This window comes from Nocardia sp. NPDC060255, from assembly GCF_042727395.1.
In the GTDB taxonomy this organism is placed as follows: Bacteria; Actinomycetota; Actinomycetes; order Mycobacteriales; family Mycobacteriaceae; genus Nocardia.
Window position 1 is genome coordinate 41,235 of record NZ_JBHXAU010000030.1, and the last position, 16,171, is coordinate 57,405.

General features: G+C 67.2%; 14 protein-coding genes. 4 read left to right on the forward strand and 10 right to left on the reverse strand.

The window, feature by feature from the left end; all coding sequences use genetic code 11:
* Positions 1-27 precede the first annotated feature (27 nt).
* From ACFWF1_RS37280 to ACFWF1_RS37290, 3 genes are all read left to right on the forward strand, one after another.
* Positions 28-438: a VOC family protein gene (locus tag ACFWF1_RS37280; protein ID WP_379282548.1), complete on the forward strand. Its 411-nt coding sequence runs from the start codon at positions 28-30 to the stop codon at positions 436-438.
* A gap of 283 nt (positions 439-721) precedes the next feature.
* Positions 722-1,327: an ECF RNA polymerase sigma factor SigK gene (gene sigK / locus ACFWF1_RS37285; protein WP_379282546.1), complete on the forward strand. Its 606-nt coding sequence runs from the start codon at positions 722-724 to the stop codon at positions 1,325-1,327.
* On the forward strand, positions 1,324-2,118 hold the full coding sequence (locus ACFWF1_RS37290) for an anti-sigma factor domain-containing protein (RefSeq protein ID WP_379282545.1): 795 nt from the start codon (positions 1,324-1,326) through the stop codon (positions 2,116-2,118). Before sigK ends, ACFWF1_RS37290 begins: the two co-directional genes overlap by 4 nt.
* Position 2,119: 1 nt before the next feature.
* Here ACFWF1_RS37290 and ACFWF1_RS37295 read toward each other — a convergent pair whose 3' ends face one another.
* From ACFWF1_RS37295 to ACFWF1_RS37310, 4 genes are all read right to left on the reverse strand, one after another.
* Positions 2,120-2,992: a cyclopropane mycolic acid synthase family methyltransferase gene (locus ACFWF1_RS37295; RefSeq protein WP_379282544.1), complete on the reverse strand. Its 873-nt coding sequence runs from the start codon at positions 2,990-2,992 to the stop codon at positions 2,120-2,122.
* Positions 2,993-3,312: 320 nt separating this feature from the next.
* Positions 3,313-4,107 carry an HAD family hydrolase gene (locus ACFWF1_RS37300; protein ID WP_379282543.1) on the reverse strand — a complete coding sequence of 265 codons (795 nt, stop codon included), beginning with the start codon at positions 4,105-4,107 and terminating at the stop codon, positions 3,313-3,315.
* A gap of 163 nt (positions 4,108-4,270) precedes the next feature.
* Complete coding sequence (locus ACFWF1_RS37305; RefSeq protein ID WP_379282542.1) at positions 4,271-4,864, reverse strand: chloramphenicol phosphotransferase CPT family protein; 594 nt, start codon at positions 4,862-4,864, stop codon at positions 4,271-4,273.
* Positions 4,865-5,119: 255 nt separating this feature from the next.
* Positions 5,120-7,087 carry an Hsp70 family protein gene (locus ACFWF1_RS37310; protein WP_379282541.1) on the reverse strand — a complete coding sequence of 656 codons (1,968 nt, stop codon included), beginning with the start codon at positions 7,085-7,087 and terminating at the stop codon, positions 5,120-5,122.
* Positions 7,088-7,661: 574 nt separating this feature from the next.
* Here ACFWF1_RS37310 and ACFWF1_RS37315 point away from each other — a divergent pair.
* Positions 7,662-8,423 carry an SDR family NAD(P)-dependent oxidoreductase gene (locus tag ACFWF1_RS37315; protein WP_379282540.1) on the forward strand — a complete coding sequence of 254 codons (762 nt, stop codon included), beginning with the start codon at positions 7,662-7,664 and terminating at the stop codon, positions 8,421-8,423.
* Between the two features lie 300 nt (positions 8,424-8,723).
* Here ACFWF1_RS37315 and ACFWF1_RS37320 read toward each other — a convergent pair whose 3' ends face one another.
* From ACFWF1_RS37320 to cysT, 6 genes are all read right to left on the reverse strand, one after another.
* Positions 8,724-10,307, reverse strand: coding sequence for an FAD-dependent oxidoreductase (locus ACFWF1_RS37320; protein WP_379282539.1), 1,584 nt, complete (start codon positions 10,305-10,307; stop codon positions 8,724-8,726).
* A gap of 1 nt (position 10,308) precedes the next feature.
* Positions 10,309-11,313, reverse strand: coding sequence for a diiron oxygenase (locus ACFWF1_RS37325; RefSeq protein ID WP_379282538.1), 1,005 nt, complete (start codon positions 11,311-11,313; stop codon positions 10,309-10,311).
* A 266-nt stretch (positions 11,314-11,579) separates the two neighbouring features.
* Positions 11,580-12,749, reverse strand: a complete 1,170-nt coding sequence (locus tag ACFWF1_RS37330; protein WP_379282537.1) for an Hsp70 family protein — start codon at positions 12,747-12,749, stop codon at positions 11,580-11,582.
* 817 nt (positions 12,750-13,566) lie between these two features.
* Positions 13,567-14,562 carry a sulfate ABC transporter ATP-binding protein gene (locus tag ACFWF1_RS37335; protein WP_357382907.1) on the reverse strand — a complete coding sequence of 332 codons (996 nt, stop codon included), beginning with the start codon at positions 14,560-14,562 and terminating at the stop codon, positions 13,567-13,569.
* Positions 14,559-15,365: a sulfate ABC transporter permease subunit CysW gene (gene cysW / locus ACFWF1_RS37340; RefSeq protein ID WP_379282536.1), complete on the reverse strand. Its 807-nt coding sequence runs from the start codon at positions 15,363-15,365 to the stop codon at positions 14,559-14,561. The genes ACFWF1_RS37335 and cysW overlap by 4 nt, the downstream gene beginning before the upstream one ends.
* A complete protein-coding gene (gene cysT / locus ACFWF1_RS37345) occupies positions 15,362-16,162 on the reverse strand; it encodes a sulfate ABC transporter permease subunit CysT (protein WP_379282892.1) in 801 nt (266 codons plus the stop codon). Before cysT ends, cysW begins: the two co-directional genes overlap by 4 nt.
* Between the last annotated feature and the right edge of the window lie 9 nt (positions 16,163-16,171).

Below are 16,171 nucleotides of genomic sequence, written 5' to 3' on the forward strand. Positions count from 1 at the left end.
AGGCACGAACCGAACAAGGAGATCGAAATGCTGCGAGGAATGGCGACGAGCATGTTCTACGCCGACGACCTGGAGGCCGCGAAGGATTGGTACCGCGAGTTCCTCGGCGTCGAGCCGTACTTCACCGTCCCCGGCGGCTACTACGAGTTCCGGATCGGCGACTACCTGGCCGAATTCGGCATCGTCAACCGCGCCTACGCCCCGGCGGGCGCCCGCAACACACCCGGCGGCGCGATCGTCAACTGGCACGTCGACGACCTCCGGACCACCTTCGACCGGCTGCTGGAACTCGGTGCCGAGGAGTACGACCCGATCACCGAACGCGGCGAAGGCACCGGCTTCGTGACCGCCTCGGTCGTCGACCCCTTCGGCAACATCCTCGGTCTCATGTCGAACCCGCACTACCTCGACGTGCTCGCCAAGACCGGCCCGGCCTAGCCTCCAGAACGGAAGGCGTGGTGCCGGACGGGACTCGTTCGTCCGGCACCATGCCCCGCGGCGTGTCCCGGCCGGTCGCCTCGGCCGGGACACCGCGCGAGCCGCCGCTGGCAGGCAGGCTCTGCCCAGTAGTCGAAGCCGGCGGGCGCGCGGATTGGTCTGGATTTCTCGGCGCGCGGGGTAGCGAGGGCGTAGCGGCGATCGGGTCGTCATATGATCTGGCCCACATCCCGCCGTTGCCTCGCGCACGGCTTCCGGCTTGGTCAGGCTTGGAAGGACATCTATGGTCAGCCGCGCCCGAGCACTACCCGGCGCCCGCACCCCCGACGACGTGACCGATCCAGCGAACACTCCGGAACTATTGCTGCGCCGCGTCGGCCGCGGCGACGAGCAGGCCTTCGCCGCGCTGTACGACATCGTGGCGGGCCCGGTGCTCGGCATCGTCACCGGCGTGCTGCGCGACCACGCGCAGTCCGAAGAGGTCGCGCAGGAGGTGCTGCTCGAGATTTGGCTCAAGGCAGCACAATTCGACGAGCACGCACGCAGCGCCCTGGCGTGGGTGCTGACCATCGCGCACCGTCGCGCCGTCGACCGGGTGCGCTACCAGCACGCCAACGTCGAACGGGAAAACCGCGCAGGACAATTGGAGCCACGCCACGGATTCGACGAGGTGGTGGAGGCGACGCTGGACAAGATGGAGCACGAGGCGGTCCGGCAGGCCCTGGCCGATCTCACCGACCTGCAACGCCGATCGATCGTCCTCGCCTACTACGGCGGCCGCACCTATCGCGAGGTCTCCGAGGCACTCGACAAGCCGGTCGGCACGATCAAGACCCGGATGCGCGACGGTCTGATCCGTCTGCGGGAAAGTTTGGGAGACCGCTCGTGACAACCGACCTGCACAACCTCACCGGCGCTTATGTTTTGGACGCGCTGTCGACCGCGGAGCGCGTCGTGTTCGAGCAGCACCTGGCCGACTGCCCGGCCTGCCGCACCGAGGTCGACGAGCTGAGCGAGGTCGCCGTGCACCTGGCCATCGCGGTGCCGCCGCTGCCCGCGGCGGACATGAAGGAGCGGGTGCTCGCCGATATCCGCGCGCGCCCACAGCGGCGGCTCGACGACGCGCTCGGGCAGACGCAGTTGTTGCCCGCACTGGACGCGCTCGGCCGCACCGACATCATGCCTGCACTCAATGGGTTGTCGGACAACCACTTACCGCCTCCGCGCCGCGAGTGGATCATCCGGGTCGCGGTCGGCGTCGCGGCCGCGATCGCGGTGGTGGCCGTGCTGATCACCGGGCTCACGCTGGTCGGCGGAGAGCACGGCGGCGATGTGGTCGCGGCGGATCAGGTACGCGATGCGCGCGACGCCGTCACCCGGAACGGCGTGCTGACGGTGGCGGATGGTGCTGCGACGGCGGTGTTTTCGGCAAGCGTTGGCAAGGTGGTCGTTACCGCCACCGGACTGCCGGCCCCGGACAACGAACACGGCTACCAGCTGTGGACCATCCCGGCCGACGGCACGCCGCGGTCGGCCGGGATGATGCAGGTCTCCGGCGGCCGCGCCGAGTTGACCGCGGACCTCGCCCAAGACGCCGCGCTGCTGGCGATCACGACTGAACCGAGCAATGGGTCGGTTCAGCCGACGACGCCCATCGTGGCGCGAATTCCGTTGAGCTGAACTACTTCACACAGGTGAACTGCATGACGTCGATGTGGCCTGCCCGGAAGTGGTGGGCACATCCCGTCAGATACCGCATGTACACCTGATAGGTGTCCGCGCCGCACAGGGCTTCCGCCTCGTCGCGTCGTTCCGTCAGCGCGGCCGCCCACAGATCGAGGGTTTTCGCGTAGTGCAGTTGCAGCGGATGGATCCGTTCGACGGAGAAGCCCGCGTTCTGCGCGTACTGGCGGATGCCCGGCGGAAACTTGCTGCTGTGGAAGGGCAATTGGCCGCCGGGGAAGATGACGTCGCGGATGAAGCGGAAGAAGTCGATATCGGCACGGTCGAAGGTGATGTCGTGTTCGCGCAGATACGTCAGGCCGTAGATGACGATGCTGTGCAACAACATTCGGCCGTCTTCGGGCAACGTGCGGTAGGCGAAGTCGAAGAATTCGGTGTACCGCTCGTGCCGAAAGTGTTCGAACGCACCGATACTGACGATGCGGTCGACCTTGCCGTCGAACTCCTCCCAGCCCTGCAGGCGGACTTCGGCGCGGGCGCCGTAGCCTGCCTCGTCCAGCATGCCCTGCACATAGCTGTGCTGGTTCTTGCTGAGCGTCAGCCCGATGACATCGACGTCGTAGCACTCCAACGCGCGCATCATCGTCGAGCCCCAGCCGCAGCCGATATCGAGCAGGGTCAGTCCGGGCTGTAGGTCGCACTTGCCGAGGGCGAGATCGATTTTCGCGCGCTGCGCCTGTTCCAAGGTGTAGTCGTCCTGCTCGAAGTACGCGCAGCTGTAGGTGCGGGTCGGGTCGAGAAACAGGGCGAAGAATTCGTCGGACAGGTCGTAATGGGTTTGCACCTCCGCATAAAACGGCGTGCGGGTCATATCGATAACCTCCGTCGAGTCCATCGATGGTCGACCGATCGCGAGTGGCGACCGGGCGATGAACAGGCGATCGAACTACGGCGACCAGCGCCGTGATGTCACGCAGCGACGATGCTTGGCCAGGCGACGGTCCTGACATCAGCTACGAACATCGATGTTCACAATAGCGCAAGTGCATTACTCACCAACAGGGCGGCCCTGGTCGAGGTGGAAGCAGCTCCGGCACGATGTCACCCCACCCCACACGCCGACCGAAGGCCACCTTCAGCCCGGACAACCGACCGAAGGAGCCCTTCGGTCGACCATCTGCGCGGCATGGGTCAGGAGCGGAACCAGCGCTCCAGGATGGTGGCGACGCCGTCTTCCTTGACGTCGCCGGTGACTTCGTCGGCCAGGTTCCTGACCTCGGTGGGTGCGTTGGCCATGGCGACGGAATGTGCTGCCCAGCGGAACATTTCGCGGTCGTTGTAGCCGTCGCCGATGGCCAGGGTGGCGGTGCGGGGAACGCCGAGGGAGCGGCGGAGGCGTTCGAGGGCCCAGCCTTTGGAGACACCTTGGCGGGAGACGGTGAGCCACGGGCCGAATTCGCCGTGCACCCAGCTGGCGCCGGGGACGTGGAGTTTGTGCAGCAGGCGAAGCATTTCCTCCAGCGAACCCTCCGGCCACCAGCCGTTGAGCCGTGGGGTCGGCTCGCTGCTCAGAGCGCTGTGGTCGACGAGCAGATATTCGCCGAGCGAGTACCCGCCGGGGCTGACGCCGGTGGCCCAGTAGCCGACGCCGACCTTCTCGACGGCGAACACCATCTCGGGGATCAGCGCCCGCAACGCGACGACCGCGGGCGCCGGGTCGAACTCCTGCACGGTCAACGGCTGCCCCTTGGCCACGTCGACATGCACCGCCCCGTTGGAGCACAGCGCATGCCCTTCGATCAGGCCGAGCTCGGCCAGCACCGGACGAGTAACCAGCACAGTCCGCCCGGTCGTCACCACCACATGCGCACCCGCCGCAACCGCCGCACGCACAGCCGCGGCCACCCGCTCGCTCACCGGGCTCCCGGTATCGAGCAACGTCCCGTCTACATCCAGCGCGATCAGCTGGGGACCCCCGGTTACCACCAGCCCATTGTGCCCTGGCGGCACAGTACTCGCCCGTGGTTCAACCGCACCGAGACTGTCACGCAGGTCCGGTGATTCAGCCATGCGCATCCGCACCGGTTCTAGCCGCCACGAGTGCAGATCCCCGATGGTGTGAATTCCGAGTGGGTAGCGGGCGGTGGCGCTACTGGCGCTCTCGTCGGAGTACGGCTCTGGCCAGTTCCGCAGGGGTTCCGGTGGTGGTGTCGATGATCAGGTCGTAGGTCGCGCCATGGTCGTGGACAGAGTGGAAGTGGCCGCGAGCCAAGCCGATTACGTTGCCACGCACTAGTTCTCGCTGTTCCGCGACGGCCAGCGGACAGGTGACGGCCACCAGCTGAACCTGCAGGCCCGCGAGGGCGGTCTGCCACATCGGGAGCAGATCCGGGGTCAGCAGCATCTCGTCGATGACCAGATGATCACCGCCGTGCGCGAACGCGGCGGCAGCCGTGCACGCGGATCGCAGCATCCGACGGCCCACCGCACCGTAGCGGACAACCAGCAGTGGGTGGCCGTCCTCGTCGCGGCCGGTGCGGTCATACCAGAACCCCGCACGACTCAGCGGACCATCGCGACCGCCACCCCAATTCGGCGGCACCAAGCCGAAGAGGGTGTCGATTCCCCAGTAGACGAACGGCACATCGCTCTCATCCTGGATGCTCCGAGCCAAGGTCGTCTTGCCCGAGCTCGATGTCCCGTTGAGGAAGATGACTCGGCCCGGGCTGTCGGCACTCCGCATCCGACGACACTATCGAGTCGGCCTCTAACAACCCTATGCAGCAGACGCACTGCTCGAGACCGTCCGCTTGGCCACCTTCGCAACCGATGAGGCACGTTGACCGATCATCCCGAGGCGCGAGCCAAGTCAGTTCCGACGCGCCAGCGCCTGCCGCGAGAGTGCGCATCTGCGCAGCACTCCGACAACCGCTGGGCAGCAAGATGCGGCCACCGCATCGGTTCTCGGGACCACATGAGCGGCACCGCACTACCCCCGCTAGTGGGCGCCTGCGCCGCCGCTGGCGGAACCGCCGGACGAACCGCCGGAGGAGGCGCCGCCGGAAGTCGCACCGGCTGAGGTCGATCCGCTAGATGTCGAACCGCCCGAGGTCGAACCGCCGGAAGTGGAACCGCTGGTAGATGCTCCGGAGGTGCTGCCACCGGCGGATGCGCTGTTCGAGGTGCCGCCGGAGGTGCTGCCGCCAGCTGCGCCTTCACCGGATGTGCTTCCGCCAGATGAGGTTCCGCCGGAGGTCGAGCCGCCGGAGGAGGTGCCGCCCGACGACGAAGTCTCGGCAGCGCCGCTGTTTGAGGTAGCGCCGCCGGTGGACGTTTCACCGGAAGATGCTCCGCCGGAGGATGTTCCGCCGGACGACGTGCTGCCTGCCGTCGATCCACCCGTGGCTTCGGAAGCTGTTGTGCCGGTGGAGGTGCCGGCTCCAGAGGTCCGGGTGTCCACGACGCCACCGGTGGCCGGGGTGCTTGCGGCGGGTGCGGCGCCAACCGGGTCTGGCACTGCGGGAGCCGAATTGACCGGAGGCGCAGCAGGTATGGAGCCGGGAGCCGGTACTGCGGGGACACCTGCGATGGGGACAGCAGGCTGGGCGGGGGTGCCCGGGGCCGGAGGCTGGCCCAGTGGCGGGATGAGCTGGCCGAAGGGCAGCGGGTTGATGAAGTAGGCCGGGTCGGCGTAGGTGCCGCTGTGTGCGGCGGTGGGGCCGGGGAGCCCGGGTTCGTTGTGCGAACCGAGGCCGGATTCGGCGATGCTCGGGCCGAGCTTGGTCGTGTGGGACGCGGGGGTGATGAACAGGCCGTAGGCCGAGGGTCGCGGCGTGGCCGCCGCGGCGGCGAGGGTTCGCGAGGTGGTCCAGCCGGCCGGTGTCGCCACCCAGGCGTCCCGGTGACTGGCCAGGTCGGCGCTGGAGTCGTACAGCAGCGTGTCGGTGGTGGGTGCGTCGAGGCCGGGGAAATGTTCGAGCACCGGCGACGCGCTGGGGGCCGCCGGGCTGCCGAATACCGTCACCGCCGACATGGCTACCGCGGAAACGACAGCGGCACTGGAGAATACCGCCACGCGCGGCGCGTGCTGCTTGCCGCCGGACGCGGCGAGCGCCATCGTGCGGGCGGCCATGAGGGCCGCGCCCGCGGCGACGATCTGGCCGGGGTCGGCCGAAACCATCAGGGGGCGGCCGAGTTCGGCGAGGGTGCGGGCGACCTCGGCGGGCCGGGAAGCGCCGCCGATCACCAGGATGCTACTGATGTCGGACAGGGTGAGATCGGCCGATCGGACGGCGTCGCGCACCACGTCGAGCGTGTCGTGCACGTGCGAGGTGCGCAGGCTGTCGATGTCGACCATCGACAGCGTCGACGTCGGCACGGTCGCGCCGGGCTTGGCGTCATGGGCGTATCGCGCGATCATCGCGCCGAGCGGCCTGCCGCCGAAGTCATAGGAGCGCAACGGCTTTCCGACCATCGGGTGGTTGTCCCAGTCCGGACCGACGCGCACGACGGTGACATCGAGACTGGTCCCGCCGAGGTCGTAGACGAGGACGAAGCCGGGCTCCAGCGGGCCGTGTTCGTTCTCCAGCCATTCCGCCGCCGCGACCGGTTCCGGCACCAGCGCAACATCACTCGCGCCGGACAGGTCGAGCGCCTGCCGCAGCAACGACACCTCTTTGTCGGAATATATTGCGGGATAGGTGGCTACGGCACCCGACTCGGACGCGGCGGGCTCCGCGTCGCGCAGGCCGTTCACTACGGCGGCGACCAGGTTCGCGGGCGACCAGATGCGCCCGCCGACGATCATCGACTCCGGGTCGGAGCTCAGGTCGGCGAAATCGGTGACGGCCATGCTGAATTGCGGGATGCCACCGATGCGTAGTCCGCCTGCGCTGTCGAAGGTCACCGCGGTGCGCCGACTGCGCACGACGGGCCGGGTTCCTACACCGGTCGCCGAAGCAGTCATAGAGTTCACTGCGCCGATGCTGAAACCCAGACCTGTGGTCATATGCTATCCCGTCAACGTACCGAGACCACGTCCATCACACAGAGAACCATGTGGCCGCGGTCGTCTTCCAAACAGCCAGCACAGATTAGCTGTTCGGCTAGCTGGAAGGATGTGGAATAGACATGAACGGCTAGAGAATGGCGTGAAACGTTTAGCTCGCGACGGCAATGATCCCGATCACCTGCAACTATGCTCCGGCATCAGAATTGTTCAGCCCTCTCGACAACCGTCGATTCCATAGTGCCCCAGCCGATCCGGCTACCATGCAGCGATCCGGACAATGCTCCGATAAACGATCAACAACGCGAACTTCGCTGAGAATTACCCGTCACATAAAGACACTGACCGGTCGGTAACCAAATCATTGCCGGTATCGATGATTTCAGCACAGCTAAACTCGGCCCGCCAGATACATGATGCATCAACTCAAGGACCGTTTCCCGCCAGCACGGCCCACCCGCTCCGGCTTGACTTGGTTCTGCGACCGCACCACTCCGGTGAGATCGCAAGAACGAGAAGGGAAATGGAGACCATGGCGACACGGTTCGCGGAAAAGGTCGTGCTGATCACGGGCGCCAGCTCGGGTGTCGGCAAGGCGGTGGCGCTGCGGGTGGCGAGTGAAGGTGCCGCTGTAGTTCTCGGCGCGCGCGGCAAGGACGCGGGCGAGCAGGTGGCGGCCGAAATCCGGGCGGCAGGCGGGCGGGCGCTGTTCGTGCCGACCGACGTGACGATAGAGGAAGATGTGGCGCGGCTCACCCAGGCCGCACTCACCGAATACGGACGGCTCGACGCGGCCTTCAACAACGCGGGCGCGCTCAACACCTTCGGTCCGATCGGCGAGATCGACGAGGCAGGCTGGCGGGCCGACCTGGAACTCAACCTGACGAGTGTGTTCTACGGTCTGCGCCATCAGGTGCCCGCGCTGATCGCCAACGGCGGCGGCGCGATCCTCAACAACGCGTCGAACCTCGGGATGGTCGGCATGGGCTCGGTCGCGCCCTACGTGGCGGCCAAGCACGGCGTTGTCGGCCTGACCAGGGCGGTCGCGCTGGAGTCGGCGCAGCAGGGCGTCCGGGTGAACGCGATCGTCTCCGGCGCGATCGACACCCCCGCCTTCCGCAACTCGATGGGCGCGACCCCCGAGGGCGAAGCCACCGTCGCCGCACTGCACCCGCTGGGCCGAATCAGCAGGCCAGAGGAGACCGCATCCTTCTGCGCCTACCTGCTCAGCGACGAAGCCAGCTTCGTCACCGGCGCCGCACTCGCGATCGACGGCGGCTTCACCGCGCAGTAATGCTCGGACGGGTCGCCGCGCGCGAACTAGTACGCCGCGCACGAACCAGTCAGCAATTACGGGCGCAGCGGCACGAAACGTACGCAGCCCTCCGGCGAGGAGGACGGCCCCGTGCGGTCACGACCGCAACGCACCGTGCTGCCGCGCGTGGATCGGTGTACCGCGTCCGGATCAGTCAGCGTTTTCGGGTGCGGCGGGATGAAACGTGCGCGGCAAGGTAGTGCGGGGCACCATCGACGGCGACGTTGGCGTCGATGGTGGCGGCCTCGCGGGGACTACGCAGTCCCCGCGAGGAGATCGTCAGGAGCGGGTCAGCAGGCGGCGGACCGGGCTGCGGCGCTTGGTGGCGCCGGCGGTCCTGACCGCCGGCTGGCGCTGGTGGATCAGGCGATCGAATTCCGTTGCGGTGCCGGCGGGTTCGGGGAGGCGACCGGCGTTGTAGTCGTCGGCCAACTGCTGCACGGTCTGCTGGGCACAGGACTTGTTGGTGCCGATGAAGCCGGTCGGGCCGCGCTTGATCCAGCCGGTCACGTAGGTGCCGGGGAGGACGGCACCGTTGACGCGTTCGAGGACGCGGCCGTCCTGGTTCGGGATCACGCTGCCCGCGGCGTCGAACGGCAGGCCGGGTAGTGGCACGCCGCGATACCCGACCGAGGTGAGCACCAGGCCGGCCTCGAGGCGTTCGGTGCTGCCGGTGGCGACCGCACGGGTGTGCCCATCCGCATCGGTGACGAGTTCGTTGCGGCCCACCTCGAGGCCCGCGACGCGGTCGGTGCCGAGGATCTCGGTGGGAGAAGCGAGGTAGCGGAACACGATTCGCTTGCGTTCGCCGAACGGCCGGGTGCGCACCGTGTGCAGCAGCCGCAGCTTCTGCTCGACCTGATACGGCAGGCCGTCGGTGACCTCGGGCAGCTCGCCGTCGATCGCGATGTCCACATCGGCACCGAGCAGACCGACGAATTCTGGCACGGTGAAAGCGGATTCGAGCGGACCGCGGCGGCCGAGGATGACCACCTCCTCGATCTTGCTCTCCCGCAACGCCCGCAGCGCGTACGGCGCAATGTCGGTGGCCGCCAACGCATCCGGATCGCTGGTCAGAATGCGCGCGACATCGAGGGCGACGTTGCCGTTGCCGACGATCACCGCCCGCTGCTGCGACAGATCGAAGATCCGGTCCACGTGATCGGGGTGCCCGTTGTACCAGGCGACGAAGTCGGTGGCAGAGATATTGCCGGACAGCCCTTCACCGGGGATGTCGAGCTTGCGGTCGGCCGACGCACCGACGGCGTAGATCACCGCGTGGAAGTGATCGAGCAACTCCTCGTGCGAAACATGGCCGCCCACTTCGACATTCAGGTACGAGCCGAAGCCGTGCTGGGCCGAGATGATGTCGAACAGCTCGCTGACCTTGCGGGTCTTGTCGTGGTCCGGCGCGACACCGTGCCGGGCCAGCCCGTACGGAACGGGCAGCCGGTCGAACACGGTGACCGACACGTCGGGCTGGGTCAGCAGCTCGTCGGCCGCGTACATCGCCGACGGACCCGACCCGACGATCGCCACCCGCATCGGCTGCCGCTCGGTCCGAATCTCGGCCGCGGGCACCGGCTTCGCCAGCAGCGGGCGCGGCCGGGTCTGCCGGTAGAAGTCGGCGTTGATCTCGATGAACGGCTTCTGCTCGTCGGTCAGTTTCTTCGCCGAGACGATCGCGTCGACCGGGCACGCGGTGGCGCAGGCGCCGCAGTCGACGCACGCCTGCGGGTCCACGTACAGCATGTCCGCGGTGCGGAAGTCGGGCTCATCCGGCGTCGGATGGATGCAGTTCACCGGGCAGGCGTACACGCACGACGCGTCGCTGCAACAGGACTGCGTGACGATATAGGGCACGTCAGCCGGCCTTGGCCGCGCGCAACGGCTCCGAACGGTAGCGGGTGGTGTGGCCGTCGATCTTGAGCAGCTTCCAGACCGCCTTGGAGACCGGGTTCATCAGGCCGATGTCCTTGGCCAAAGTGCGCACGTCGCCGAAGAAGTCGCTGAACTCCTGCTTCGATTCCTTCGACCCGTAGAACAGTTCCTTGCGCACGTAGTCCGGGATGTCGAATTCGCGCCAGAAGGACCGGGGCGGGGTGAAGATCGAGCGGCCGAGGATGTACATGACGATCGGCATCGCGATGGACAGCACGAACTTGCTGCCCGGCTTCGCCTCCGGCACATGGATTTTCAGGAATTCGTGGGCGAAGGAGATGTGCCGCGCCTCTTCGGCCACGTGAATGGCCATGACGCCGCGCATGATCGGGTGCACGTCTTCGTTGGAGCGCAGGATCGCCTTCTGGATGTGGTCGATCGGCTCCTCGCCGGCGAGCACGGCCATGAAGAACAGGTTCGGGAAGAGCGCGGCCACGGGGGCGCCGAGGTACTTGAACTTCCGGACGAGCGGGCCCATGCCCGGCACGTCCTCGCCGATCCGGTTCACCATCTCCTGGAACATCAGGGTGTGGTTGTGCTCCTCGATCATCTCGTGGGAGCAGTAGCGGAATTCGGGGGAACCGTTGGGCAGGCCGAAGTTGTGCGTGACCATGCCGCTGATCAGGATCGTCTCGAACTGCAGGCCCACCTTGGCGACGTTGGCCTGGCGGTACTTGCCGATCGCGATCTTGCGCTCGTCGGTCTGCGCGAGGTACCAAGGGTGGCGACCGAGCGGGTCGGCCGAGACCGGGAGGATCCAGCGCTCCGGGCCCGCGTCGGGCGCGAAGTCGGGGTTGTCCCAGTCGATATCCTCGAACGGGTCGAAGTGCTTGTTGACCGACCCCTCGGAGAGCAGCAGCAGCTTCGAGGCGTACTCCTGCGCCTTCTCCAGATCGGCATCGATCGGGGGCGTCACGGCTGTAGACATCGTCGTCGCTGCCTCTCCTTGTAGGACGTTTATCTGTATCCCATAGTTACACCTATGGGATGTCGCGTCAAGACACGAAGACCACACCTGGACGGTTGATCACGAGGAACTGGCGCTGGTGCTCGGTCGCTTCAACGCAAGCGAGAGGCCGCCGCCACCAGTTCCCCCACGCCGGGGAAACGGTGGCTGCGGCCTCACTCGACGCAGCCGGCCGATCAGGCGGATCCGGCGGCGGCCGCCCTCGTCACCACCGCCACCGGATCCCCCTAATGCAGCCCGAGCTGCGCCAATCCCACGACCACGCCGTCGGCGGGCAGCGCGAGCGCCATCCCGACACCGGCGACGGACAGCCCTGCGGCCAGCGCGACTCTGCTCAGTCGCTGCTTGGTCCGCTGCGACAGCCCCATCGCCCTGGTGGCTGCCCGGCGATGCGCGCCGGGGCGGCGCTTGCCGTGGTGCTTGCCCGCCGCTTCCTCGGCGGCGACGGCGGCTCGGCGGCCGATGATCGCCGCACCGTCCGCGATGGTGCGCTCCGGATCGGGCGCGGTGATCACCGGCCGGGCCAGCTCGCCCGCCAGCACCTGGGCCACCTCGACCGGCCGGGCCGCCCCGCCCACCACAACAACACAGTCGACATCGGCCATGGTGACGTCGGCGGCGCGCAGGCATCGGTAGACGAGCGCCAAGGAGGCCCGCACATGTTTGGTGCGTAACTCGTCCGCGGTGGTGCCGGTGACCGAACCGGATATAGAGGCCGACGGCAATCCGTGCCCGGCCCGCGAGGCGACCAGCGCGCCGAAAGCCCGGCCGCCGTATTCGGCGGAGTGCATCGGCTCGCCGACGATCGGATTGCTCGGACAGCCGGCACCGACCCGGACCAGCGTGATGTCGAGACTTGCCCCACCTAGGTCATAGACCAGCGCGAGCCCGGGCATGAGCGGGCCGCGGTCGGCTTCCAGCCAGGTCGCCGCCGCGATGGGTTCGGCGACCAGCTGAACGGTCTCGAGTCCGATCGCATCCAGCGACGCGCGCAGATCGCCGATGTGCGTCTCGGTGTAGCGCGCCGGGTAGGTGAGCGCGATGCCGACGTCGCTGCTGTGCGCGTCGTAGTGCGGATGGTCCAGCAGCGTCTCGGTGATCAGGCTCTCGGCGACCACCGCCACCAGGTCCGCGGGTGACAGGGCACGGTGGCCGACCCGCGCCGACATGATCGAACGCTGGGTGAGATCGGCGAATTCGATGATCGCGCGCCCGTGCCGCGGGATCATGCCGACCCGGGCCAAACCCGTGCTGTCGAAGGTGAGTGTTGTTCGGCGGGTGATGGATTGGGAGCGCTGGGCCCATCGGCGGCCCGGTGGAGCTTTCGCTGAACCCTCCTCCGCGAGCGCGGAAACCGTGTTCACCGTGCCGATGCTCAAACCGAGACCAACCGCCATCGCAATCCTCTGATCGCCGAGCCGATTTGCTTCGAACAACGTCCACGCAACCACTCCGCGACCGGCCTGCCAACCACCGGACACCCTGTTGTCCGCAGCCCGCCTGTTTTGGAACAGGTTGCATAGCACAAGCAGCCATCCTGGCCACCCGCCCTGGACGGCGGCGAATGCGACGACGGCCGGATCGCACTGCGACACGCCGATATTCGAGGGTGTCCCGTCCGTGTTTGCGGAGGCGTGGCACAACCGCTCAGACGTCAGGCAGCGGGCGCGGATACACGTTCTCACATGCTGTGATAGCCCCTAACAATCCCCCGAAACCCGGACGTGCGACCGCCGGAGGCGGATACTGTCTCGCATCGCCGGGGCGAGACGACGACACACCGGACCGCCCGCACCTTGGACACTCGACCGGATGGGGTGTCGGCGCAACTCTGTACCCGATATCGTGGCGCCGCCCGCTCGCCGGAACCGACGGATTTCCTTGCGCCAGCACAAGATCAGCAACGTCTCAGCAGCCGGATGATCTACGGGACCGGCGTTGCCTGAATCCGCACCGTTCGACTGGCGATCTCCCGCGAGACCAGGACACCAAGCTCCCGCCACTACGCACAGAGCGCCGGAGGGACCGCTGAGCATTCGGCGCCGCTCCCCCACGCGGCCGATCCAAATGCTCAGGTGCACGAAAGAGCAAGGCGTCCAGATGTTTTAGTTCGCGGACGACGGACCGGTCATCCATTCCGCCGCAACCGTTTTCGAAGTCAGCCCCTCAGCGATCACTGGTTTCGACTGCGGCAGTGCGGAATTGACGCCCTGATCAGTGCGCGGGCAACTCCGGGATTCGGGTAGCCCGCGCGTACACCGTCTCACCGCCGGACAACCGCAACGCCTCCGCGTCACCGCGAGTCACCTGAGCCGCGAACAGATCACCGGTCGCCGCGTTGCGCAGTTCGACCCGCACCTCGAACCCGAGGTGCACGACCCGCTCGACCGTCGCCCGGGTGACACCCGCCGAGTCGGCGGTCCCCTCGTGCTCGGCCAGCGACATGCTCGGCTCACGGCCGACCCGAATGTCGTGCGGGCGCACCAGATGTCCGTTCAACCGCGCCACCGCACCGAGGAACGACATGACGAACTCGTTGGCAGGCCGGTCGTACACGTCCTCCGGCGTACCGATCTGCTCGATCCGCCCCTTGTTCATCACCGCGATCCGGTCGGCCACGTCCAGGGCTTCTTCCTGATCGTGGGTGACCAGCACGGTGGTCACATGGACCTCCTCGTGCAACCTGCGCAGCCAAGTGCGCAGATCGGCGCGCACCTTGGCGTCCAGCGCACCGAACGGCTCGTCGAGCAGCAGCACCTGCGGGTCGACGGCGAGCGCGCGGGCCAGCGCCATCCGCTGCCGCTGACCGCCGGACAGCTGCGCCGGATAACGGTGCTGGAAGCCGTCGAGCCCGACGATGCCGAGCAGTTCGTCGACGCGCTTGGCGATCTCGTTCTTGGGACGCTTGCGGATCTTCAGGCCGAACGCCACGTTGTCGCGCACGGTCATGTGCTTGAACGCGGCGTAATGCTGGAACACGAACCCGATGTCGCGCTTCTGCGGCGGCACCCTGGTCACGTCGTTCCCGGCGATGACCACGATGCCGGAGTCGAGCGATTCGAGTCCGGCGATCGAGCGCAGCAGCGTCGACTTGCCCGAACCCGAGGGCCCGAGCAACGCGGTCAGCTCGCCGGAGGGGATATCGATGGTGACGTCGTCGAGCGCGGCGAACGAACCGTAGTTCTTCTTCGCATTGGTCACGGTGATCATTTAGTGCCCCGTTTGCGTTCGAGGAGGGTCATCAACAGGAGGGTCACGAGGGCCAGCGCCATCAGCAGGGTCGCGGCGGAGTAGGCGCCGAAGGTGTTGTGGTCGTTGATGTATCGGCCGTGCACCAGCAGCGTCAAGGTCTGTGACTTGCCGGGCTGCGCGGACGACACCATGATGACCGCACCGAATTCGCCGAGTGCGCGGGCCACGGTGAGGACCACGCCGTAGGTGAGGCCCCAGCGGATGGCGGGCAGGGTGATGCGCCAGAACGTCTGCCAGCGGGTGGCGCCGAGGGTGGCGGCGGCCTGCTCCTGGTCGTCGCCGATCTCGTGCAGCACCGGCTCGACCTCGCGCACCACGAACGGCAAGGTGACGAAGATGGTGGCGAGCACCATGCCGGGCAGGCCGAAGATCACCTTGAAGCCCGCGTTCTCCAGGCCACCGAACCAGCCGTGCACACCCCACAGCAGGATCAGCGCGACACCGACCACCACGGGCGAGACCGCGAACGGCAGATCGACGATGCCCTGAACGAGCGTGCGGCCAGGGAACTTTCCGCGCACCAGCGCGAGCGCGGTGAAGATGCCGAAGATGACGTTCAACGGGACGACGATCGCCACGATGATCATCGACAGCTGGAACGCCGAGATCGCCGCGGGCGTGGTGATCGAGTCGATGAACTCGCCGATACCCTTTTCGAAGGTGCGCAGCAGAATGATGATCAGCGGCGACACCAGCAGCACGAACAGGTAGCCCAGTGCGACGACCCGCAACGAAATGCGGGCAGGCCAAGAAAGATTCATCGCGATTCCTGTTCCTTGCGCACGCTGCGCTCGGCGAGCAGTCGCAAAATGAGCAGCGACGCGAACGAAATGACCAGCAGGGCAACCGAAACCGCCGCCGCGTTGATCGGCCGATCGATCTCGATCTGCTTCTGGATGTACTGCGAGGCCATTTCGGTCTTGCGTGGAATCGCGCCGCCGATCAGCACCACCGAACCGTACTCGCCGATGGCGCGCGCGAAGGCGAGCCCGCCGCCGGAGATGATCGCGGGGCCGAGCGTGGGTAACACGATGCGGCGGAACGTGGTCCAGTTGTCCGCACCGAGCGAGAGCGCCGCCTGCTCGACCTCGCGATCGGCCTCGATCAGCACCGGCTGCACGGAACGCACCACGAACGGCAGCGTGACGAACGCCAGCGCGACGATCAGGCCGGGCTGAGTGGCATTGAGGTGGATGTCAATTGGGCTCTGCGGTCCGTAAAGGGACAGCAGCACAATGCTGGCCACGATCGTCGGCAGCGCGAACGGCAGATCGATCAGCGCGTTGACGATGCCCTTGCCGGGAAAGTCGTCGCGCACCAGCACCCAGGCGATGAGGGTGCCCATCACCACGTTGATCACCGCGACCACGATCGAGACGAACACGGTGATCCGCAGCGAGTCCACCGCGGCGGGCGCGCTGATCGCGGCCCAGAAGCCGGACCACCCGTCGTCGAAGGAGGTGACGGTGAGCGCGGCCAGCGGCAGCAGCACGATGATGCTGAGCCACAGCACCGCCGTGGCGATGCCGAGCGGACCCACCGAGCCGGTCACCCGCAGCCACGACCA